This window comes from Aliiroseovarius sp. B-4, from assembly GCF_056857795.1.
Genome location: NZ_JBSXNV010000040.1, coordinates 1 through 21,839, shown reverse-complemented (window position 1 = coordinate 21,839; position 21,839 = coordinate 1). Strand labels below are relative to the sequence as shown.

Sequence of the window (21,839 nt, the reverse complement as noted above, 5' to 3'; positions counted from 1 at the left end):
CCATTTTCCATAGAGAATTTTGCCAGAAATGTTTGACAGTACAAAAGACAACCTCAACCGACTTCTTGAGCAGGTGGATGACCAAAAACTTCAGCTTCCAGATTTTCAGCGAGACTGGGTCTGGGACGAGGACGGCATACATGCGCTTTTGGTGAGCATCGTTCGCGGCTTTCCTGTGGGTGCCATCCTAACGCTAGAAGTCGGCGGTGAAGTGAATTTCAAGGCCCGTCCGTTGGCAAATGCAAAGAGCAATGGGAGCCCGCCGTCAGAGTTTCTGTTGGATGGCCAGCAAAGATTGACCAGCCTTTACCAGTCGCTCTTCCGTAGGGAGCCTGTTAAGACACGAACGGCAAAAGGAAATATGGCTGATAGGCTGTACTTTGTGGATCTTATTGCCGCCGCACAGCAGGATAGTGATCCAGCAGATTGGCTTATCATGACGAAGGGTGACGGGCGCGAGACCAGCAATTTTGGCCGCATCGTAGAACGTGACTATTCGTCCGAAGAAAAGCAATTCGAGAACCACGTTTTTCCACTAAACCGCGTGTTCGATGAGCATACCTGGCTATATGGCTACAAGACATTCTGGAATGACAAAAGCGAGGAAATACATGATTGCGAACTGGCGCTTATCTCACGTGTATTAAAGCCGATTAAAGACTACCAGATGCCGATCATTCGATTGTCCAAAGGGAACAGTCGTGAGGCGATCTGCACAGTCTTTGAGAAGGTGAACACCGGCGGTAAGAAGCTTGACGCCTTTGAGCTTCTAACAGCTGTCTTTGCAGCCAGTGAGTTCAATCTGCGTGAAGACTGGCTTGGGGTGGAAGGGCAACCAGAGCGGCTTGATCGGCTGCGTGGGCTCGACAAGACACGGGATATCTATGCGAAATTGGCCAGCACAGACTTCCTTCAAGCCTGCACTGCTCTCTCTACGATGGATCGACGCAACGAAGCTGTTAAAGCAGGTCGCACCGGAAAAGACCTCCCTCCCGTTACAGTTCGCCGCGATGCCATGCTCAATTTGCCGATTGAGGAATACAAGCGGCTGGCAGATTCCGTCGAGGAGGGCTTTGCTCAAGCGAAGAAGTTCTTCACGTCTCAGCGCATTATCTGGGTGAAGGACGTGCCTTACCCTTCGCAATTGATCACCCTTGCCGCAGTTTTTGCGAGACTGCCTGCAAAGGAACGGACAGCGGCGGCGCATGACAAGCTCGATCACTGGTACTGGAGTTGCGTGTTTGGCGAGCTCTATGCGGGATCAGTTGAAACCCGTATCGCGCGTGACATTCCCGAACTCTTGGCATGGATCCGAGATGAGGGCCCGCAACCAGCGACCATCGGCGATGCGGTCTTTCAGATCGACCGCCTCGACACGCTCCGCACCCGCCTAGCTGCAGCCTACAAAGGCGTCAACGCGCGTCTAATGCTCAGCGGGGCGCAAGATTTCATCTCGGGCGAGCCGTTCGAGATCATGACCTATTTCGACAGCCAAGTGGACATCCACCACATCTTCCCGCGCGACTGGTGCAACAAGAACGGCATCCCCGCATCGCGCTACGATTCCATCATCAATAAGTCTCCGCTGTCCAAGATCAGCAACATCCGGATCGGGGGCGATGCGCCGTCCGTCTACCTAAAGCGGATCGAGGACAAGGATGGCCTGACGTCCGAGCAGTTGGACGGCATCTTGCGTACACATTTGATCGATCCCGCCCCACTAAGGGCTGACGATTTCGAAGCCTTCTGGATCTCTCGTCAAAATGCGCTTGCCGATCTGATCGGCACAGCTATGCGCCGCGACGTGATCCGCAATTCCCCAGCCGAGCCGGACGTGCAGGCCCCCTACGACCCGAGCGAAGAAGATGAGGCGGCAGCATGACCGACAAGAAAACACCCATCACTCCCATCACTCATGAAGATCAGCGCGTGAACATTCCGACGCCGGAACTGGCGCCCATGATGGACCCGGATGATGCCAAGCCGATCAAGGTCGCCTACCAGCAGCGCAACCCGGACCTTGACCCGCAGCTTATCTGGCGCGGCAAGGATATCGATCAGGAGGCTGTGACGGCGGACGCGCCGCCGATCTATCTGCAGGAACAGGTGCATCCCAAGGCGATCATCGAAGACCTGCGCGCGGGCGGCAAGCGCAACGGCGAGGGCGGCGGCGCGGACCTGTTTGACCATTTCGGCGTAACCGATGACGACCGCGAGGCAGAGGTGGAGTTCTACAAGCACCACCAGAAATGGTCGAATCGGATGATCCTGGGCGACGGGCTGCAGGTGATGGCGTCCCTGGCCGAACGCGAGGGGCTGAAGGGGCAGGTGCAGGCGATCTATATCGACCCGCCCTATGGGATCAAATTCAACTCCAACTTCCAGTGGTCCACGACCAGTCGCGATGTGAAGGACGGCAAGCTCGATCACCTGACGCGCGAGCCGGAGCAGGTGAAGGCCTTTCGCGACACCTGGCGCGACGGCATCCATTCCTACCTACAATACCTGCGCGACCGTCTGGTGGTGGCGCGGGAACTGTTGACCGAGAGCGGGTCCTGCTTTGTTCAGATCGGGGATGAGAACGTCCACCGTGTGCGGGCGTTGATGGACGAGGTGTTTGGGGAGGAGAATTGTCTTGGTCAGATTGGATTTAGCAAGACGTCGGGTCTTGCTACCAGTGACCGTCTGGCTTCAAATTTTGACTATATTCTTTGGTTTTCCAAGGATGCCAAACATGTTCGCTATCGAGAATTATTCGATGAAAGAGACATTGAAGAAGAGGCATCAAGTTATCGAAAGTACGTCTATCCGGATGGTTCCCGGCATTCTTTCTTGAAGAAACACGATGATAGACCAACAGTCCTTGCTCAGGGTGGAAGGTTTTTTCGACCTGAAAATCTGACAAAGCCAGGCCCAGGTCGAAAGTTTGATCAACCAATGGAAGGCCGCTTGTTCGGACCAAACAAGCGTTGGTATGGGACGACGCCAGAAGGCATGGCACAGCTTGCTAAAGCGAACAGGCTTGATGTCATCGGGAATACCTTGGTGTTCGTCAAATATTTTGACGACAGTAGCATTCGCCGAAGAAACAATTTTTGGTCAGACACCTCCTTCGCAGGTTTCAACGAAGACAAACTTTACGTTGTTCAAACATCGCAAAAGGTTATTGAGCGTTGTCTGTTAATGACCACTGATCCCGGGGACCTTGTACTAGATCCAACATGTGGGTCGGGTACAACAGCTTACGTTGCCGAGCATCGTGGCCGCCGCTGGATCACCATCGACACCTCTCGCGTCGCGCTCGCTCTGGCGCGCGCACGTATTATGGGGGCGAAGTATCCGTGGTATCTGCTGAAAGACAGCAAGGACGGCCAGAAGAAAGAGGCAGAGGTCACACGCTCCGCCCCCGCCACGGCAGACACATATAACGATATCCGCCACGGCTTTGTCTACGAACGCGTCCCGCACATCACTCTGAAATCCATTGCCAACAACCTTGAGATTGACGAAATCTGGGAACAGCGCCAACCAGCGGTCGAGGCCGCGCGCGAAGCGCTCAACACCGCCCTCGCAGGCCAGCCCGACCCGTTCCCCGTAGAAACTGGCGGCCGCAACGGGCAAGAGATCGATTTCACCGCTTCCGGCGAGGTCGAAATGCCCTCCGGCGAGATGGCCCCAGCGAACGGTTTCATGGAATGGGAAATCCCCCGCGAACCCGGCACGCCATGGCCGCTCGATCAGCGCAAAGCCTATGACGCCGCGCGCACCATGTCCGACGACCTGACCCCCGCCAAACGCCGCAAGGCCGAACAGGGATTGGCCGAACTGAACGAGATGCGCGGCACCTCATGGGATTTCGACACGCTCCCCGACCGTCCCGTGACTCCGTGGCCCGATGCCGCCGTCGCAGCGCTAGAGGAATTCTGGAAAGCCCGCATCGCCAGGCAAACCGAAATCGATGCCTCCATCGCTGCCAAGGCCGATTTCGAATACCTCTACGACAAACCCTATGAGGACAAGAAACGCGTCCGCGTGGCTGGCCCCTTCACAGTTGAGTCCCTGTCCCCGCACCGCACCCAGGCCGTCAACGAACATGGCGAGTTGATAGAAGAGGTGGACGCTGCGACGGGACAGTGGACACGCGGCGCACAAGAGGCCGACAACTACCGCGAAGCGATGCTGGAAAACCTGCGCAAAGCAGGCGTGCAGCAATCCGGCAAGGAAGACGCGATCAAGTTCAGCTCTCTCGTCCCGTGGCCGGGTGAATGGATCGCCGCCGAGGGTAAATACATGGAAGGCGAGACCGAACGCCGCGCAGGTGTCTTCATCGGCCCTGAATACGGCACCGTCCAACGCGCCGATCTGGTCGCCGCCGCGCGGGAGGCTGCGGATGCGGGTCTGGACATCGTGATCGCCTGCGCCTTCAACTTCGACGCCCACACCGCCGAGTTCCGCAAACTGGGCCGCGTCCCGATCCTGCAAGCGCGCATGAACCCCGATTTGCATATGGCAGGCGATTTGAAGGCAGGTGGTGGCAACCTGTTCGTTGTGTTCGGTGAGCCGGACATCAATCTGGTCGAAGAAGACGGAGACTTCCGGGTCGAATTGCTCGGGGTCGATATCTTTAGGCCTGCGACTGGTCAGGTGATCTCATCCGAACCCGACGACATCGCCTGCTGGTTCATCGACACGGACTACAACGAAGAAAGCTTCTTCGTGCGTCATGCGTACTTCCCTGGCGCAGACATCCCCTACAAACAGCTGAAGACGACGTTGAAAGGGGAGGTCGATCAAGAGGCTTGGGATAGCCTGAAGCGTACAGTCTCCCGCCCCTTCGCGCGACCTAAGTCTGGGCGGATCGCGGTGAAGGTGATCAACCATCTGGGGGATGAGGTGATGAAGGTTTTGGGGGTTTAACAATGGCGCGATTGCTGAGTGACGATTGCCTTTCCTTGGCGCGTTTGATTGCTGGCGGTGCTTCATGCGCGGAGATCGAAACGGACGATGGGAGGGACAAGGATGAAGTGCTGCGCGACGTTGCTATCGAACTACTGTTGCTCGATGCCTCTCATGAAGAGAAGAGCTACGTCATTTCTGACGTTAGGAAGACCCATCAGAACGCCTATAAGCCTTGGTCTGAACGGGAGGAGGAGCATTTGATGCATCTCCTCCTATCAGGTCTTTCCATCGCAGAAATTTCGGAAAGAATGGGAAGACAGCCGGGTGGCATCATAAGCCGGATCAACAAGATCCGTGAGCGACGCAAAGACACGTAAATGACGCACCGGATCGCCGATACATTCTACGATGCCTTGGGCAAGTTGACCGCCCAAGAACAGAAGGCCGTCAAGACGACGGTCTTTGATTTCCAGATGGACCCTAGCTTGCCGGGGCTTTCCATGCATCGAGTCGACCGAGCCCGCGATCCAAATTTTTGGACTGCTCGTGTGAACCGCGACATCCGGATGGTGATTCACAAGCGCGACCAAGATACGTTGCTGGCATGGGTTGGGCACCATGATGATGCCTACCGCTGGGCGGAAACCCGGCGGATCGAGAGCCACCCTAAGACCGGCGCAATCCAGATTGTTGAGGCTCGTGAAACGGTCGAAGACATTGTAATCCAGAACTATGTCCAAGAAGACATTCCTATGCCGCGGCTCTTTGCGGATGAGACCGATGATACGTTGTTGTCCTGGGGCATCCCTACCGATTGGCTCGAAACGGTCCGTGCTGTCACCGAGGACACGATCCTAGACATTGCAGGATATTTGCCAGCAGAGGCTGCGGAGGCGATTGTTCAAGCTGCCACCGGTGTTCGCCCCACGCCGGCCGAACCCATTCCTGCCAGTGCAGACCCTTGGAGCCATCCCGATGCAGAGCGTCGGTTCCGGGTTATGGACAATTTGGAAGAGCTCAAGGCCGCGCTCGACTCGCCATGGGAGAAATGGTCGGTCTTCTTGCATCCGGCACAGCGCGAGTTTGTAAGTCGAGATTTCAACGGCCCAGCCCGTGTAATTGGCTCCGCTGGGACTGGCAAAACTGTAGTTGCGTTGCACCGCGCTGCTCGATTGGCGAAATCTGACAACGCGCACGTTTTGTTGGCAACCTTCAATGAAAACCTCGCACGTCGGCTCGCTCAGAAGGTGCCATTGATCGCAAATCCGACGATTGTGGAGCGGATCGAAGTCGGTGCCCTTCAAACGGCGATAGCCGAGCAGTATCGGGCACAATTTGGCGGTTTCGAAATCGCGACAGATCACGAATTGAGGCAGTTGTTGCAAGCAGCGGCTGACGAACAGGGCAATCCGGTCGACCGAGATTTCCTCTTCGATGAATGGTCTTTGATTGTTGACGCTTGGAACGTGCAGTCAGCTGATGAATATCGCGATCTGCCGAGGCTTGGTCGCAAGGTGCGCATGGCGGCATCGAGAAAGGATGAACTATGGAAGGTCTTTCAAGCTGTCCGTTCAGGACTGGAAGCGCTTAACAAAAAGACCTCTGCGCAGTTGGCGCATGAGCTGAGGCATGACGGGGCGTGGCCGTACACCAATGTCCTCGTCGATGAGGCACAGGACATCTCGGTGCCGGAGCTTCTGTTGCTCGGTGAAAAGCTTGGCGACGCACAAAATGGTTTGTTCTTCGCAGGTGATATCGGGCAGCGTATCTTTCGAGCCCCATTCCCATGGAGTGCGACGCAAGTCGAGGTCAGAGGAAGATCACGCAGCTTGAAAGTGAACTATCGTACTTCCCATCAAATCCGCATGGGTAGTGAAACGCTGCTTCCTGAAACGCTCGTCGAGGCGGATGGTGCAGAGGAAAGCAGGCTGGGAGTGACCTCTGTCTTTGAAGGCCCGTGGCCTACGGTTCGGTCATTCAAAGACCGGTCCGACGAGATGCAAGGGGTATCCAGCTGGATCGCAGAATTGGTCGCGAGCGGTTTGGCCGAAGACGAGATAGCGGTGCTTGTCCGAACTGAGGCTTTGCTTGAAGAGTTGTCAGGTTCCTGGCTGACAGATTTTCCAAAACTGAACTGGCTGAGCATGCACGCCGCCAAAGGCTCTGAGTTTCAAGCAGTGGCAGTGGTTTCGTTAGATCAATCTGTATTGCCTGACGAAGAAAGGCTGCTTTCTGCGAAAGACGAGAGCCAGTTGGATGAAGTGATGTCTACAGAGCGGCACCTGCTCTATGTAGCTGCAACTCGTGCAAGAGACTTTCTTTGGATTTCGGGAGCCGAACCTGTTTCTGAGTTTGTCTCGGACCTGTTAAATCAATGACTGCCTCTGCGTGGAAGAACATCGGATCAATGCTTGCTCCATTCCGGCGCAGTTCGATCGAACTCTACGAATGGCAAAGAAGCGATGTTTTGTCGGCAAAGAAGCTACCAAAGGGGACCACCTGGCAAAGTATAGCTACATATGATGGTGAGTTAAGTTTAACTGGGTTTCGTTTGGCTCATGCCGTGATGAAGGCTGATTTTCTAGACCACAGCCAGCTAGTATTCCCAAGCATTGGATTTCTTCTGCAAGTAAATAGGATTATCGATTTTGGGTCCAAATCAAACCTCAGGATGCACCAAGGCGCATCCAACAGCCTTGGTGACATTGCGCAAAGCAGCCTTACAGGCCGTCTTGGGCAAGGCCTCTCCCTTCTTTTCGCAGAAGCGCAAGGGTATCACTTCGTTGGCCATCTAGAGTCCGATCCTGCAGTGCGCCATAATTCAGGTCGGGTAGGCCTGAAGCGCGTCGCGGACTTCATGTTTGAGAGCCAAGATCAAGCCAGAATGATACTTGAATCAAAGGCCTCTGTGAAACTACCTATCAACGATCCTTCTCGTGTTAAATCCAAATTGAAGAATGCACTTCAAAAGCAAGTTGACCCATGGATGCAGGTTCTAACTCCAAGTCCACAGAAAGGTTACGCTGTTTATTCGTGTCTTCGAGAAGTAGGGAATTCGACCCCATCCGCTTTGATTTACGTAGACCCGCCTGAGGAAAAGGGTGATTTTCAGTTCGAGCTACCGCCCGACTGGGTAAGGCGTAACAACTATGCCGCTTGGCTTCGCCTTATGGGATTGGACGATGCCGCACGGCGACTTCTGCCTTCGTCAATTGGTCTTGACGCAAAATCTGAACCGAAGAGCGAGCGGCTCAGGATTTGTGAGGTCAATGGCCGAGAATTTGCTTTGGCGACATTGGGACGCCGCGCGCACCCCCGGCGCATTAACTTCACAGCGGGAATAGAGGTCGGAGCATTGGAAGCAATCTGCTCTGCAATCAGAGGGGACGCTTCACAGCTTCTAGAATACCAGGCGATGCCGACCTTGGATGTCGAGAGTCCTTCGTCTATCCACGCTAGTATTTTAGGGGACGGAACTCTTTTGGGTGCGGTTAGAGGTGATGAGTTACGGGATGTTAGAGACTTTAAGCTTTGACTGAGGTGGGGTATTAAGTGTGGTATGATGTATTAAGCGTAATTTATTCATTATTAAAATCAATAATTTATAAATAAAACAATACTCCCTTCGTCTCCGCCATTATTCATTGATTTCATTGGATAATTTGGAGCTTAACTAGTTCTAACCATGAACTACCCACAGGATTTGAAGGGCTTTCCCCTTGACGAAATGGGCGGTTCGCTACCATATGTTCATAAAATGTGGATAAGGCGTTTGAACTGAACCACGAACGCAAAGCAGCTAGCAAAGGAGGATGCGATGAATGCTACTGTTTGTGCGCCGACCTCTGCGATGGCGGTTGCTAACTGGTTTCTGAACCGTGCGAAGAACGAACCTAACGTTCCTGCGGTCGATCAACTCAAACTCTACAAACTGGTATACTACGCGCACGCTTGGTATCTCGGCAACAAGTGCGGCCCCCTCTTTGATGAAGACATTGAAGCATGGCCGCACGGCCCCGTGGTCCGCGATCTCTACATAGAGTTCAAGGACGCCGGGCGTGGTCCCATCAAGAAGCTTGGGACACGTTTTGCGACGCACGGCGGCAAATTCGAGATTGAAACGCCGGTATACGCTGGCGACCTTGAACCGTATCTTGAATCGGTCTGGAATTCTTACAAGAAGCATTCCGGCATTCAGCTTTCAAACGCGACGCACGCCCCCGGTGAACCGTGGACGCTAGTTGCAGAAAAGCGTGACTTGTCTGGAAAGCCAACCATTCCGAATGAGTTGATTGAGCAGGTATACAGTGCAAAAGTCGAAGGAAGCCGGCAGCACTGACGCTGACGCAACTCCGAAGCCCGCAACAACCGACCTTGTGGTCTTGGACGACGCCGAAGGTGCGTCGTCCGAACCCGATGACTACACGTCAAGTTTCAACGCCGCGAAGCTAACCGACTACAAGCAGGACATTAAGCTGCGAAAGCAGTTTTCGTGGGCAACCTATGGTCTGCTATGTGTCTGGCTTTTAATTGTGGCGGCGCTGCTTGTTTGGTCGTCTCGTTCCGACGAAGTCCTTATTGCTCTTATCTCAGGCGCGACAATCCAAGTGATCGGTCTATACTACATAGTCCTTCGCTACATCTTCCCTAGCCGGAACGGAAATGGGAACGGGAACAACGATAGCTCGGAGTAAAAAGAACCCCGGCTGCGTCGGTGCACGCGAACCGGGGCTAGTTGCCGTTGGCACTAGGGATTGGTTGTCAGGCGGCGAGGGCGTAGGTGCTGCGGCAAACTTCAAGGGTGCGGGCACGATCCGACGCGGTGACGGTGTAGAGCGGCACGGCGGTCAAGGCGGTTTCTGGTAAGGATACGGCCAAGCCTTCGGCGGCAAGGGCTGCGTTGATCGTGGTGGCCGGGGAAGCGATGCCCACAGCAAGCACGCGCGGCACGTCCCATCGGCTTTCCGGCACATGGTGCAGAATATGGTGCAGGCGCTCGGAGACGGCTGGCAGGGCAGCACAGGACCAGCATAAGCGCTGAACATCGGGCTTCTTGAATGATATGGCTCGGCTTGGGCGAACCTTCTCAGCCCGTCGCCACAGCCTTGCGCATGCCGCCAGCAATCAGCGCCGCCGCGTCTGTCGCGATCAGCAGGATATTTGCCCGCGGCGGGGCGACCAGAAAACGCGGTTCCCATACGGGATCGAACTTGTCCTTGAAGTTCCGCAACCCGTCGAAATTGTAGAAATGCCCACCGTGACGATAGACAAGGGCGCCAAGTTTCATCGTCCAGCGACTGCCGCGCCGGGTCTCGAGCCCGGCAAGCGGTGCCATTCCAAGGCTGAAATCAGCGAACCCCTCCGTCTTTAGATGCAGCATCAATTCCGTGAAAAGATAGTCCATCAGGCCAGCCGGCGCATCGTCGACGTGCCGCATCAGGTCTATGGTCGCGGTCTTCCTCGCCTCGGTCGTCAGGACATTGGCAAAGGCGACGATGCGCGTGTCATGGCGCACGATAGCGATGGGAAACCGACGCAAATAGTCGGGATCGAAACGACCGACGGAGAACTGTTTTTCCGAGGCGTGTTTGTCTGCAAGCCATTGATCCGAGATCTTGCGCAGCACATCCATTGTCGGGTCGTCGACCGGGGCGTTCAGCATCTCAAAGCTGAGCCCGTCGCGGCCAGCGCGATTGTAGGCCGTGCGCAGCTTCTTGCGATGACTGCCTTCGAGCGAGAAATCAGGCAACGGAACCACGGCCTCTTCGCCCATCTTGTGCATGGCCAGGCCCATCTCGGCCCAAAGCGCCAGGTTATCTGCCGCGACTTCGTAGAACACGGGCCGGGCATTGGCGGCATTGGCGGCATCGACGAACTCCCATGCGAGCTGGGCCGCCTCGTCCGGATCACCCACAGGATCGCCAAGCGCGATCCAGGACCGCCCTTGAACCCGATACATCAGAAAAGACCGGCCACTGTCGGAAAACAGCAATGACTTGTCCCCGGTCAGCGCAAAGTTCGCATCCGGATTGGTCTGTGTCGCAATGATTGCACGGGCCTGCGCCAATTCCTCGGACGTCGCCAGTTCGGCCACAACCCGTGGCGGGCGCAGGGCCGTCACCAGCGCGAACAAGCCGATGAGCAGAGCCCCGACCAGACCGGCGCGTGTGGCCCGCGGCGCGGATTGGTCGGCGGCGAATTGCCACCACAATTCATTGCTGTAGGGCGTGGCCTTGTGGGCAAAGAAATAGACGCCAATGCCCGCGATGACGATCGACGCCAACAGCAGGACCCATCGAAGTGACAGGGGGTTTCGCGTCAACCGCGCGCTGCGGTAGAATTCGCGTCGACATGGCAGCAGGACGAGAACCATCAGCAACAGAACGATGGCTCGCTCATAATCCAGTCCCTGCAACAGCGATGCCACAACCCCGGCGGCGAGCGCCCCGACGGCAAGCCACCATGCACCTTCGACGCGCCGCAACATGCCGTGGGCAATGATCAACAGGGCCGCACCGATGGCGCTGGAAAGCAGTGCGCCACCTTCCACGAAGCCCAGGGGAAGGAGCAGTTCCATTTCCTCGGCAATGTCGCTGGAAGCGGGAATGACCGCCGAAAGCAGCATAAAGACCCCGGAGGCGAAGATCATTGCCGACATGGCCAGCGGCACGACGGAGCTGACCGCGCCGAAGACCGGAGCGAGGGCCTGCATCCGGGGCGACTGGACCTTGGTGCTGGCCATCCGCAATTCGCTGAGCGCCAGAAGCACAAGAGCGAGCGCGAAAGGCACAAGATAGTAGATCAGCCGGTAGAGCAGCAAGCCGGCAGCGGCCTGATCGACTGGGACCGAGGCGGGCAAAGCGGCGATGATGATCGTCTCGAACACGCCGACCCCGCCGGGCACATGGCTGGCGACGCCCGCAAAGATCGCAGCGGCAAAGACCGCCAGGAAGGTGGCGAATCCCATGTCGTTGGGCGGCAGCAAAAGATAGAGAACGGTCGCCGCCATCAGGATGTCGATGGCGGTGAACAGCAACTGCCCGCTGAGCAAGCCGAGCGAGGGTGTCCGGAAACTGTGGCCGCGCAGGGTGATTTCGGATTTCCGCAGGGCGAGGGCCGCGAGGAAACCCAGAGAGAGGACCAGCGCGACAATTCCGATCCATCGCAGGATTTGTGGGCTGATGGAGGTCAGCGATTGCAGGGCGAAAGGGTGATAGGCGAGCGCGCCAAATCCGACAACCGTAGCTCCAAGCCCGAAGGCAAGCGACCCGAAGACCGCAATCGCTGCGATGTCGTAAGCGGTCAGTCCCAGGGACGAATAGATGCGATAGCGCACAGCGCCGCCAGTGACCGGACCCGCGCCGATGGTGTTGCCAAGTGCATAGCCCAGAAACCCGCCTGTCATGATGACCGGGAACGGAAGCTTCTTGCCGAGATATCGCAGGGCGGACCAGTCATATCCGATCAGCGCGGCGTAGCCTGCGAACATTGCCAGCAACGACAGGGCGATGATGTGCCAGGGCGTGCCGCGGACCTGATCCATGACGTCCCGGAAATTCACCGGTTTCAGCAACTGATACAGCGCAAAAGCCCCAAGCGCGAATAATCCGGCCGTCAGAAGATAGGGGGCGACCGGCTTGATCCGCGCCCAAATGCCGGCAGGTGGTGAAGTATCGGAAATCGTCACGTTGGCCCCTCGAATCGCGTCTTGTTATCAGTGTGTAACCCGCCCCGGCGCAAATGGCACCAGGGCGGGTGGTCTGCCGTGAGGGGCGACCTCCGCTGCGCCCCGAGGACACTGGAGGCGCAGCGAAGCTTCTGTCAGGCGTCCTGCGCGGTCGCGCGATTCGCCAGGGTGACATCCAGCGTCAGGCGTTCGCCTTTCCGCAGAACCTGGACCTTCGAAAGCGTGTCGGGTGCAGTGCCGGCAACCGCGCGAGTCAGATCGCGGGCTTCGTCGATCTGTGCACCATCGAAGCTGAGGATGATGTCGCCGGATTGCAAACCCGCCTTTTGCGCCGGAGTGCCGTCCATGACCTTTTCGATCATGGTGCCCTGTCCTGCCTGAAGACCGAGAGCCGAGGCAACTTCCTCGCTCACCGGCTTGATCTGGACGCCCAGCCAGCCGCGGTCGATCTGGCCGTCATCCTGCAGGTCTGCGACGATCTTCGAGACCAGGTCGGAGGGGACGGCGAAACCGACCCCGGCGCTGGCACCATTGGGCGAGAAGATCGCGGTGTTGACACCGATCACCTCGCCGCGGTCGTTGAAGAGCGGCCCGCCAGAGTTGCCCCGGTTGATGGCCGCGTCGGTCTGGATGAATTCGTCGAACGGTCCGGCATTGATGTTGCGGTCCTTGGCCGAAACGATACCGGTCGTGACCGTGCCGCCCAGGCCAAAGGGATTGCCCATAGCGATGACCTCATCTCCGACGCGCATTGTCTTGGACGACCCGAACGAAACGGTTGGAAGGTCGGACCCTTCGATGTCGAGCAAGGCGATGTCGGTCAGCGGGTCGGTTCCGACGACAGTCGCAACATGTTCCGAACCATCGGCAAACTTGACTGTTACGGATGTTGCGCCGTCAATCACGTGATTGTTGGTGACGATCAGACCATCGGACGAAATGATGAAGCCCGACCCCACGCCCTGACGGTCGGGCATGTTCGGTATTTGAGGCATTTGCGGCATGTTGTCACCGAACCGCCGCTGGAATTCCTTGAGGAATTCGTCGTTGGGCATTCCGCCGTCTGCGGTGGCAGGTGTGGCCTTCTGGGTGACTTCGACCAGAACAACGGCCGGGCTGAATTGTTCGATCAGATCGGCATAGCCGCCTGCGGGAACCGCAAGTGCGGCGGAAGGCGCCAGTGAGACGAGACCGGTCGATGCGATGGTCGCCGCAAGCAGTGCTGCCGTCAGCCTGGTGCGCCGTTTGGGTGATTGTGGATGTGTCATGAGGAAAGCTCCGTATCATGCGTTACGGAGCAAATGTCGGGTCGGCAGATAAAATTGGCTTCGCGGCGACTATACAGATTTGTAACGTCACTTTTCAGTCATCGGCTCGTGACCGCCGTTTCTTGCCGAATATCCAGCCCAGCCGCCAGAAGACGAACAGCATCGTGGAGGCCGAGACAACCATCAGGCCAATCGCATAGAGATAGCCGAACCGCCAGCCGAGTTCCGGCAGGTTGTAGGGCGAAGCCCGGTCGAAATTCATGCCATAGAGGCCCGCGATAAAGGTCATTGGGATGAAGATCGTGGCGATCATGGTCAGCATCTTCATCACCTCGTTCATGCGGTTGGAAAGCGACGACAGTTGCAGGTCCACAAGCCCCTGCGCCGTTTCGCGATAGACCTCGACCATGTCGAGCAACTGAAAGGCATGATCCGAACAATCCCTGAGGAAGGGGAGCAGTGGCTCGTCAATCTGCGGTGTGTCGTCCCGTTGCAGCGCCGCCAGCGCCTCGCGCATCGGCCAGAGCGCGTGCCGTATGTCCAGAAGCTCGCGTTTCAGCAGATGGATATCGCGCATGGCGTCGTCGCCAGGCGACGCGAGGATCCGCTGTTCCAGCCCTTCGACCAGATCGCCGTAGCGTTCCAGGATCGGAAAATAGGTGTCCACGATGGCGTCGATCAGGGCATAGAACAGATAGCCGCTAGAGGTGCGGATGCGTCCGGTGCCGCCCGCAAGCCGCTTGCGGACACTGCCCAAACAGTCGCGGGGGCCTTCACGGATCGTCAGAACGAAGCCGGCGCCAAGGACCAGCGTGATCTGGTCCGCCTCAAACGGCGGCCCGGCGACCGGCATCCGCAGCACAGTCAGGACCAGATCGCCGTCGCTATCGGTGTGGGCTCTTTGATCGACATGGAACAGGTCGGCAATGGCAAGGTCGCTCAGACCACAGGAAGCCGCGACTTCCGCGATCCGCGCGTGATCCCGCAGCCCGCAGATGTCGATCCACAGCAACCGGTCGTCACCCGGTGCGGGTTCGGAAGCCTCGACGCTATAGCCATCCGTCCCGTAGCTGTGCCACGCAACAGTGGTCTCGGCCGCATCCCCGGGCGGCTCGATAGCCACCGGAGAGGTCCCGATTCCAAACGATCGCCGTGTATTTCTGCGGTCCTGAACGTCGCGAAGCGCGCTGAACAGTTTGTTCCTGTGGATGGGTGTTTTCATTTCACCAGTGTTTTCAAAAGCCTGTGTTTGGTCAATAGTGCAGGTGGAGGTGCCGCATGAATTGGCAGACGTTGCAGTCCTGGATGGCGAAAATTCAACCTGATACCTGGTCCGGGGCGTTGATCCTTGCGGTCCTGTTCTGGGTCGGCGGGCTGATTTTGTCGTGGATTCTGCGCCGGGCGATCCGGTTGGTCATGGAACGTGACCGGGACCAGCGGATCGACCGCATGGCCGCGTCATTTCTGTCAAAGGTGGCAAGTGTGTTCGTCTGGGTCGTGATCCTGATGTTCTATGCGCATATGATTCCGGCGCTGGATCGCCTGAGCACAGCGCTTCTGGCCAGCGTATCGGTCGCCTCCATTGTCATCGGCCTCGCCGCACAATCCACGCTTGCCAATTTCGTGGCCGGGCTAAGCCTGATCTTCTACCGGCCGTTCAGACTGGGCGACCGGATCCAGATCAATGCGCCGACGGGGTTGGAAACAGGAATCGTCGAGGATGTTTCGCTGGGCTACACGGTGTTGCAGACGTTCGACAACCGGCGCGTGATCATTTCCAACTCGGTGATTTCCAACACGGTCATGGTCAACCTGACAGCGGTGCATCCGCGCGTGATGGCGATTGTGCCGTTCTCGATCAGCTATGACGCGGATATCGACAGGGCGCGGGCCATCGCCCTGGAACTGGCCGAGGCGCATTCGGACATCGAAGAGATCGTCGGCTGCCCGGTTCTGCTGCTCAATACATCCAGCGTCGACCTGAGTTTGCGTGTCTGGTGTGCCGATCCCGCGATTGCGTTCGACGTGAAATACGACCTCACCGAAGCCATCAAGAAACGCTTCGACGCCGAGGGGATCGAAATCCCCTTCGCCTATCAGAACGTCATCGTGAAATCGCTTCCTGCGCTAGCCGGTTCTGACAAGGCCCAGAAGAAAGACAAAGACGGTCAGCAATAGAAGCGCCAGCATGGCGGCAAATAGAACCTCGATGCGACCGAATGAGGTGCGATCCAGATGTTCCTGCGTGATCTGCTTGCGGATCACCAGAAACCGCAGAGAGGCGAGAAGAACAAGCGCGGCGCTCAGAACAACCAGTGAAAGACCGGCCCAGGTATTGCTTGGTGTAGAGGGGAGCTTTTCGATCAGTATGCCGAAACCGGCAATGGCGATGGCCGTTCGGATCCACGACAAATAGGTGCGCTCGTTCGAGGCATGGTCTTGAAATTTGTCGATCATCTCTCGGTTCCCGTCGGATTTCCTTGCTGCTCGTCTTTATCATACACCGAATTAACCGGCGCGAAATGCCGCCGCGAGACGCAGAGCCAACGTCTGTCACTGGCAATACAATGGGCCGATCCTGAATGACGGCAAATAACAGCCCGCATAATGGCTTCGATGCGGGTGGTGTCGAGCGCCATCCGCCTTTAGGGTTCCATCAAGAGAGCAAGGCGGCTCAATCGTGGGGGATATTTAGGTAGGCGCCAGGATGAGGAACGGGCAAAAGATATGAACCCATTACGCTACGTTTGGCAAAAAGGCATCGCGAGCGCGTTTCTGACGGGCCTTTTCGTCTTGCTTCCGGTTATCCTGACCTTTCTCATCATCGAGTGGATCGTGGCAAAGCTGCGCGGCGCGCTGGGTCCGGGCAGTGTTTTGGGAGATATTCTGACATCCGGAGGATCGAGCCTGATCGGGCCCGGCCACCAGACAATCGCCTTCTGGCTTGGCCTTGCCATCGCGCTTGTGGGTGTCTGGGCGCTCGGCGTTCTGGTCAAGGCACAGGCGAAACGCCAGCTTGACACGTGGATCGACGCGCTGTTTTCGCGGGTCCCTCTGGTGCGCTCGATCTACAAGCCCGTCAGCCAGGTGGTGCGCATGCTGAACGCGGACAACAAGGACGAGTTCAAGAGCATGTCGGTGGTTATGTGCCGCTTTGGTGGTGAAGAAGGGGCGGAGGTACTGGCGCTTCTGACCACGCGCGAGGTGTATGTTGTCGAGGGCAAGCGGCGGCAGCTGGTCTATTTGCCGACGTCACCGGTGCCGATGTCGGGCGGTCTGGTATTCGTGGCCGAGGACGCGGTGAGCCCTGTCCCCGGAATGGACGCCGATGATCTGATGAAAATCTATTTCTCGCTCGGGGCGCTGATGCCCGAGGACGGAGATGGGGGACTGCCGCGCGCGGAGCGTAGTAACATTGCGGATGCGAGTACCTGATGCTGTGGATCAAGGATCATCTTCTCACGCTTGTCGAGCAATATGGGGTCATCGCGCTATTCCTCTCGATCACTTTGGAAACACTGGGGCTTCCCTTGCCGGGGGAAAGCGCGTTGATCGCGTCTTCGGCCGCTGCGGGTGCAGGCAAACTCAATATTTGGCACGTCGTGATCGCGGCCTATGTCGCAGCGGTGCTCGGCGACAATATCGGCTATCTGATCGGCCGCAGATACGGCAAGGCCGTCATTCTTCGCTATGGCGGTCGCATCGGGATCACACATGAAAAATATGTAGAGGCCGAAGCAGTGACCGCGAAATACGGGCCGCTCATGGTCATCGCAGCACGCTTTGTGCCGCTCTTGCGGCAAATCAACGGGCTTGTTGCTGGATCGACCGAGATGCACTGGGCGACGTTTCTTGGGGCCAACCTGTTCGGTGCGGCGCTTTGGGTCGGGGGGTGGGCCATCCTGGCCTATCGTTTGGGGCACGATGTCTCTGTTTTGCCATGGTTCTGGAACCATCTTGCACTTGTCGCGATGGTGGTCATCCCCGCACTGCTGATTGGCATTGCACTGCTCTACTGGCGTTTGCGTCGAAAAAAGGGCGACATTACACCGATGTAACGTGGCGGTCAGGCAATCACGCAATCGGCGACATACTTCCTTTTCACAAGGAACAAGGAGACTTAGTATGGAACGGATCAAATCTTTTGTCGGCAGCGCCCTGATCACCCTGATAGTATTTGCTGGCTTCGGCTTCGGCATCATGGCCGTCGGCTTTGCCATTGTGCTGGGCGCGGCCTTAGCACTGACCTTGCGGCTTGCAGGCCCGAGCTTGATCAAAGAGGCAGAAAAGCGCGCCGAAGAGATGCGTGAGGAAGCCGAAGGTGTCGAACCGGCAGCGGCCTGAACCAATAATAACTGTAAGAATTGGAAAACGGCAGGCAGCGCCTGCCGTTTTCGCGTTTCGCCACCCGTTCAGGAGAATAACAAACATGTAATCTGACCGTCAGGCAATCGCGATCAGACACTTCTATATCAATCTCATCGGACGGGATGATCCCGGCCAGAACCAAGGAGATTACAATATGAAACGCAACAAGATCGCACTCACCGCAACCTCTGGCCTTGTTGGCCTGTCGGTTTTCGCCGGTTCCATGGCTTTTGCTGCAAGCGATTCTACCGCAAAATCAGCGGAAGAGTTGCAGCAGTTCCTGACTGCCAACCCCGAGGTCGCCGCCGTTGTTGCTGGCGTCGAAACCAACACTGGCGGCAAGGTCGTTGGCGCTGAGTTTGACGATGAAGCCACCGGCAACGGGATCGTGGAGTTCGAGGTCATGATGGCCGACGGCACCGAGCAGGATATGCTCTATACGCTCGCCGACGGGTCGATGACAGTCGAAGCCGATGAAGACGGTGACGACGGTGACGACGGTGACGACGACGATAACGAAGCCGATGAGGATGGAGAAAACGAAGCCGACGACGACAAGTAAGTCGCACAGATCTGAAATCCATGGCAAAAGACTGGTGGCCCCTTCCGGGGTCATCAGCACGAGATGGAGCGAGCGATGAAGATTCTTGTCATCGAGGACGACAGGACGACCGGCGCATATATCGCCGATGGGCTGCGTGAAGAGGGCCATGTTGTCGATCTGATCGAAAACGGCCGCGATGCGCTGTTGCAGGCCAGTGCCACCGATTACGAAGTTCTGATCGTGGACCGCATGCTGCCCGGTCTCGACGGGATGGCGCTGGTCAAGACCCTGCGGGGGGCGAAGAACCAGACGCCTGTGCTGTTTCTGACCTCGCTGGGCGGGGTCGATGACCGGATCGAGGGGCTGAACGCCGGTGGTGATGACTACCTTGTGAAACCCTTCGCCTTCGGCGAGCTGTCGGCCCGCGTTGCAGCACTTGCCCGGCGTCCGCGTGCGACACAGGAAGAAACGGTTTTGCGCGCCGGCGATCTGGAAATGGATCTTGTGCGACGTAAGGTGACGCGCGCGGAACAGGTCATAGATCTGTTGCCAAGAGAATTTGCGCTGTTGGAACATCTGTTGCGGCGCAAGGGCAGGGTGCAGACCCGCACCATGCTGCTGGAGGCGGTCTGGGACATCAGTTTCGATCCGCAGACCAATGTGGTCGAGACCCATATCAGCCGCCTGCGGGCGAAGGTTGACAAGCCGTTCGACACCGAATTGATCGAAACCGTGCGCGGGTCCGGCTATCGGATCGAGGCCTGATCCGTGACCAAGGCGCGCCGCATATGGACGTCCACGCCCCTGCGCCAGTCGCTGGCGATGGCGGCGCTGTTCGCGCTGGTCAGCCTCGTCAGCCTGGCGGCGACCTATGTGATCGTGCGCGACAACACCGAACAATCGCTTCGCGCCACCCTTGAACAGGAGATGGCGAGTTTCAGGGCATTGCCGAATACCGCCGCGGTCGTTGCCTTCGTGCGCTCTCAATCTGAAACGGCCTCGCCCGAAGATCGCATACTCAGTTTCGTGTTGCCCGGCGGGCTGCTTGTCGGAAACGGGGCGCTGGTCTCGCAAGGTGATGGGTTTGCCGCCGTGTCCCTCAACGGTGAGTTCGAAGACCTCGAAGGTGATTATTTTGCTTTGGGTGGGCCGATACATGGCGGTCAAATGACCATTGCGCGCAGCGCCGAGCCTTTGCATGACATCCAGGAAGCCTTCCTGTCGGTATTCCTGTTCAGCCTGATCCCGACCACTTTGATTGTCGTGGGCGGCGGCGTTCTGCTGGCCCGGCGCTCTGTGAAACGCCTCGACCGCATCGACGCGACGCTGGATCGGCTGACAACAGGCGACTATGCCGCGCGCGTTTCGCAAATGGATGGCAGGGCGGACGACCTCACCCGCATAGGCACACGTATCGACAAGATGGCCGCCGCACAGGAACAGCAGATCTCGGCCCTAAAACAGGTATCTGCCGACATTGCCCATGATCTGAAGACACCGATCCAGCGGGTGTCCGTCTTGCTGAGCCAGTTGCGCGACAAGACCAGTCTGGACAAGAACGTCGCGGATCTCGTGGACCGGGCAAATGACGAAACCGACGGAATCGTAAAAACCTTTCAATCGCTTTTGCAGATCGCTCAGATCGAGGGCGGCTCGCCCAGAAGGCATTTTGAGAAAGTGGATATCGCCGCCTTGGCCCAGACCTTTTGCGAGGTGTATGAACCGATCGCAGAGGAGACCCGTCACGATCTGAGAAGTGACATACCGGATGGGTCGGTCTTCGTCGCTGGGAACAAATCCCTGCTGGGCCAAGTGTTTGCCAATTTGATCGAGAACGCGCTGCGCCACACGCCGGAAGGCGCGTCGATTTCGGTTGGCATCGTTTCGGACGACGGAACAATTCGCCTTGCCGTCAGTGACACGGGGCCAGGCATCCCTGAAGACGAACGTGAAAATGTCCTGCGCCGTCTCTACCGGCTCGAACGCAGCCGCACGACGCCGGGAAACGGATTGGGGTTGAGCCTGGTCGCCGCGATCGTCGATATGCATGAGGGAGAATTGCAGCTTGTGGATAATGATCCGGGGCTGAAGGTCGTGATCACGCTCCAAAAAGCAGAGGTGGCAGATGCTCGCGCATAAAGATGAACATTTCAGTGGACGCTCGGGCTGGCTGCGTGCCGCGGTCCTCGGGGCCAATGACGGGCTGTTATCGACCGCCAGCATCATCGTCGGGGTGGCCGCGGCTTCAAGCGCGACGGGGCCGGTTCTGGTCGCGGGCCTTGCCGGTCTTGTCGCAGGCGCGCTGTCCATGGCCGCTGGAGAGTACGTGTCCGTCAGTTCACAGGCCGACAGTGAAAGCGCCGATCTTGCGCGCGAAGCGAGGGAGTTGACGCGAAACGCCGATAGCGAGTTTGAGGAGTTGGTGGGCATCCTGAGAACGCGCGGGATGTCCGAAGCAACAGCCAGACAGGCCGCGTTGGAGATGTCCGAACACGATGCGCTTGGCACCCATGCCCGAGAAGAAATCGGCTTGAGCGACGCCCTGGCGGCCCGGCCGCTTGAGGCCGCCGCCGCGTCGGCCATCGCCTTCCTTGTAGGTGGCATCCCCCCATTGATCGTAGCAGCCGTTACGCCGTTTTCTGGTCTGGCCATCGCGGTCTCTGTCGTGGCCCTGGTCATGCTGTTGGCGCTTGGTGCGGCGGGGGCGAAACTGGGCGGAGCACCCATCGGACGCGCCGCATTTCGGGTGGCGTTCTGGGGTGTGATCGCCATGGCCGTGACATATGGGATCGGCGCGTTGTTCGGAACCCGACTTTAGGACGTCACAGCGCTTATCGGTCGCACGTCGTGAACTCGTCCATCAGGCTTGGGTTCTGACTAAGGTATCACTGCGAGGTCGTCGAACCCGGCAACGAAATCTGGCACTTCAACACTAAAGCGTTTCGGCTTGAACTTGAGTCGCTGAGGATTCCCATGAGGGTTCAGATGTGATTCATCCTTATTGGGAGGATGAATCATGTCAGCACCTTTGCCATCGGCGCTCCGGGCGCGATTTCAGAAGTACATTGCAGAA

19 protein-coding genes are annotated in these 21,839 nt (G+C 57.6%); 14 read left to right on the top strand and 5 right to left on the bottom strand.

What is annotated here, in order from left to right; genetic code table 11:
- Window positions 1–28 precede the first annotated feature (28 nt).
- From AC13C8_RS13960 to AC13C8_RS13935, 6 genes are all read left to right on the top strand, one after another.
- On the top strand, window positions 29–1,882 hold the full coding sequence (locus tag AC13C8_RS13960) for a GmrSD restriction endonuclease domain-containing protein (protein ID WP_482847913.1): 1,854 nt from the start codon (window positions 29–31) through the stop codon (window positions 1,880–1,882).
- Window positions 1,879–4,917: a site-specific DNA-methyltransferase gene (locus AC13C8_RS13955; RefSeq protein ID WP_482847912.1), complete on the top strand. Its 3,039-nt coding sequence runs from the start codon at window positions 1,879–1,881 to the stop codon at window positions 4,915–4,917. The genes AC13C8_RS13960 and AC13C8_RS13955 overlap by 4 nt, the downstream gene beginning before the upstream one ends.
- Window positions 4,918–4,919: 2 nt before the next feature.
- Window positions 4,920–5,276, top strand: a complete 357-nt coding sequence (locus tag AC13C8_RS13950) for a hypothetical protein (RefSeq protein WP_482847910.1) — start codon at window positions 4,920–4,922, stop codon at window positions 5,274–5,276.
- Window positions 5,277–7,277 carry a 3'-5' exonuclease gene (locus AC13C8_RS13945; RefSeq protein ID WP_482847908.1) on the top strand — a complete coding sequence of 667 codons (2,001 nt, stop codon included), beginning with the start codon at window positions 5,277–5,279 and terminating at the stop codon, window positions 7,275–7,277.
- Window positions 7,274–8,434 (top strand): hypothetical protein, encoded by a 1,161-nt coding sequence (locus AC13C8_RS13940; RefSeq protein ID WP_482847906.1) that lies wholly within the window; start codon window positions 7,274–7,276, stop codon window positions 8,432–8,434. Before AC13C8_RS13945 ends, AC13C8_RS13940 begins: the two co-directional genes overlap by 4 nt.
- Before the next feature lie 282 nt (window positions 8,435–8,716).
- Window positions 8,717–9,238, top strand: coding sequence for a Panacea domain-containing protein (locus tag AC13C8_RS13935; protein WP_482847905.1), 522 nt, complete (start codon window positions 8,717–8,719; stop codon window positions 9,236–9,238).
- 422 nt (window positions 9,239–9,660) lie between these two features.
- Here AC13C8_RS13935 and AC13C8_RS13930 read toward each other — a convergent pair whose 3' ends face one another.
- The 4 genes from AC13C8_RS13930 to corA form a co-directional block, all read right to left on the bottom strand.
- Complete coding sequence (locus AC13C8_RS13930; RefSeq protein WP_143064334.1) at window positions 9,661–9,870, bottom strand: hypothetical protein; 210 nt, start codon at window positions 9,868–9,870, stop codon at window positions 9,661–9,663.
- A gap of 115 nt (window positions 9,871–9,985) precedes the next feature.
- Window positions 9,986–12,586, bottom strand: coding sequence for a bifunctional lysylphosphatidylglycerol flippase/synthetase MprF (gene mprF / locus AC13C8_RS13925; RefSeq protein ID WP_482847902.1), 2,601 nt, complete (start codon window positions 12,584–12,586; stop codon window positions 9,986–9,988).
- 134 nt (window positions 12,587–12,720) lie between these two features.
- The gene (locus AC13C8_RS13920) at window positions 12,721–13,854 is read right to left on the bottom strand and encodes a S1C family serine protease (protein WP_482847900.1); all 1,134 of its coding nucleotides are present in this window, start codon (window positions 13,852–13,854) and stop codon (window positions 12,721–12,723) included.
- Window positions 13,855–13,948: 94 nt separating this feature from the next.
- Entirely contained in the window at window positions 13,949–15,076 is a 1,128-nt protein-coding gene (gene corA, locus AC13C8_RS13915) for a magnesium/cobalt transporter CorA (protein WP_482847899.1), read from the bottom strand.
- A 56-nt stretch (window positions 15,077–15,132) separates the two neighbouring features.
- Here corA and AC13C8_RS13910 point away from each other — a divergent pair, with 56 nt between their 5' ends.
- Window positions 15,133–16,032, top strand: a complete 900-nt coding sequence (locus AC13C8_RS13910) for a mechanosensitive ion channel family protein (protein WP_482847898.1) — start codon at window positions 15,133–15,135, stop codon at window positions 16,030–16,032.
- On the opposite strand, the gene AC13C8_RS13905 is transcribed toward AC13C8_RS13910, so the two are convergent.
- Entirely contained in the window at window positions 15,982–16,311 is a 330-nt protein-coding gene (locus AC13C8_RS13905; protein WP_091431007.1) for a YidH family protein, read from the bottom strand. The two genes, AC13C8_RS13910 and AC13C8_RS13905, sit on opposite strands and share 51 nt — an antisense overlap.
- A 270-nt stretch (window positions 16,312–16,581) precedes the next feature.
- On the opposite strand from AC13C8_RS13905, the gene AC13C8_RS13900 reads away from it, so the two are divergent.
- The 7 genes from AC13C8_RS13900 to AC13C8_RS13870 all read left to right on the top strand — a co-directional run bounded on the left by AC13C8_RS13900 (window position 16,582) and on the right by AC13C8_RS13870 (window position 21,584).
- Window positions 16,582–17,289: a DUF502 domain-containing protein gene (locus AC13C8_RS13900; protein ID WP_482847896.1), complete on the top strand. Its 708-nt coding sequence runs from the start codon at window positions 16,582–16,584 to the stop codon at window positions 17,287–17,289.
- Window positions 17,289–17,912 (top strand): DedA family protein, encoded by a 624-nt coding sequence (locus AC13C8_RS13895; RefSeq protein WP_482847894.1) that lies wholly within the window; start codon window positions 17,289–17,291, stop codon window positions 17,910–17,912. The genes AC13C8_RS13900 and AC13C8_RS13895 overlap by 1 nt, the downstream gene beginning before the upstream one ends.
- Before the next feature lie 67 nt (window positions 17,913–17,979).
- On the top strand, window positions 17,980–18,198 hold the full coding sequence (locus AC13C8_RS13890; protein WP_091431002.1) for a hypothetical protein: 219 nt from the start codon (window positions 17,980–17,982) through the stop codon (window positions 18,196–18,198).
- A 178-nt stretch (window positions 18,199–18,376) separates the two neighbouring features.
- Window positions 18,377–18,784, top strand: coding sequence for a hypothetical protein (locus tag AC13C8_RS13885; RefSeq protein WP_482847892.1), 408 nt, complete (start codon window positions 18,377–18,379; stop codon window positions 18,782–18,784).
- A 75-nt stretch (window positions 18,785–18,859) separates the two neighbouring features.
- Window positions 18,860–19,531: a winged helix-turn-helix domain-containing protein gene (locus tag AC13C8_RS13880; RefSeq protein ID WP_482847890.1), complete on the top strand. Its 672-nt coding sequence runs from the start codon at window positions 18,860–18,862 to the stop codon at window positions 19,529–19,531.
- Between the two features lie 3 nt (window positions 19,532–19,534).
- Entirely contained in the window at window positions 19,535–20,905 is a 1,371-nt protein-coding gene (locus tag AC13C8_RS13875) for a sensor histidine kinase (protein ID WP_482847889.1), read from the top strand.
- Window positions 20,892–21,584 (top strand): VIT1/CCC1 transporter family protein, encoded by a 693-nt coding sequence (locus tag AC13C8_RS13870; RefSeq protein WP_091430998.1) that lies wholly within the window; start codon window positions 20,892–20,894, stop codon window positions 21,582–21,584. Before AC13C8_RS13875 ends, AC13C8_RS13870 begins: the two co-directional genes overlap by 14 nt.
- Window positions 21,585–21,839: the final 255 nt, after the last annotated feature.

Coding starts and splice junctions, on each gene's coding strand:
- AC13C8_RS13960 (WP_482847913.1), top strand. CDS start 29: ATGTTTGACAGTACAAAAGACAACCTCAACCGACTTCTTGAGCAGGTG.
- AC13C8_RS13955 (WP_482847912.1), top strand. CDS start 1,879: ATGACCGACAAGAAAACACCCATCACTCCCATCACTCATGAAGATCAG.
- AC13C8_RS13950 (WP_482847910.1), top strand. CDS start 4,920: ATGGCGCGATTGCTGAGTGACGATTGCCTTTCCTTGGCGCGTTTGATT.
- AC13C8_RS13945 (WP_482847908.1), top strand. CDS start 5,277: ATGACGCACCGGATCGCCGATACATTCTACGATGCCTTGGGCAAGTTG.
- AC13C8_RS13940 (WP_482847906.1), top strand. CDS start 7,274: ATGACTGCCTCTGCGTGGAAGAACATCGGATCAATGCTTGCTCCATTC.
- AC13C8_RS13935 (WP_482847905.1), top strand. CDS start 8,717: ATGAATGCTACTGTTTGTGCGCCGACCTCTGCGATGGCGGTTGCTAAC.
- AC13C8_RS13920 (WP_482847900.1), bottom strand. CDS start 13,854: ATGACACATCCACAATCACCCAAACGGCGCACCAGGCTGACGGCAGCA.
- corA (WP_482847899.1), bottom strand. CDS start 15,076: ATGAAAACACCCATCCACAGGAACAAACTGTTCAGCGCGCTTCGCGAC.
- AC13C8_RS13910 (WP_482847898.1), top strand. CDS start 15,133: ATGAATTGGCAGACGTTGCAGTCCTGGATGGCGAAAATTCAACCTGAT.
- AC13C8_RS13905 (WP_091431007.1), bottom strand. CDS start 16,311: ATGATCGACAAATTTCAAGACCATGCCTCGAACGAGCGCACCTATTTG.
- AC13C8_RS13900 (WP_482847896.1), top strand. CDS start 16,582: ATGAACCCATTACGCTACGTTTGGCAAAAAGGCATCGCGAGCGCGTTT.
- AC13C8_RS13895 (WP_482847894.1), top strand. CDS start 17,289: ATGCTGTGGATCAAGGATCATCTTCTCACGCTTGTCGAGCAATATGGG.
- AC13C8_RS13890 (WP_091431002.1), top strand. CDS start 17,980: ATGGAACGGATCAAATCTTTTGTCGGCAGCGCCCTGATCACCCTGATA.
- AC13C8_RS13885 (WP_482847892.1), top strand. CDS start 18,377: ATGAAACGCAACAAGATCGCACTCACCGCAACCTCTGGCCTTGTTGGC.
- AC13C8_RS13880 (WP_482847890.1), top strand. CDS start 18,860: ATGAAGATTCTTGTCATCGAGGACGACAGGACGACCGGCGCATATATC.
- AC13C8_RS13870 (WP_091430998.1), top strand. CDS start 20,892: ATGCTCGCGCATAAAGATGAACATTTCAGTGGACGCTCGGGCTGGCTG.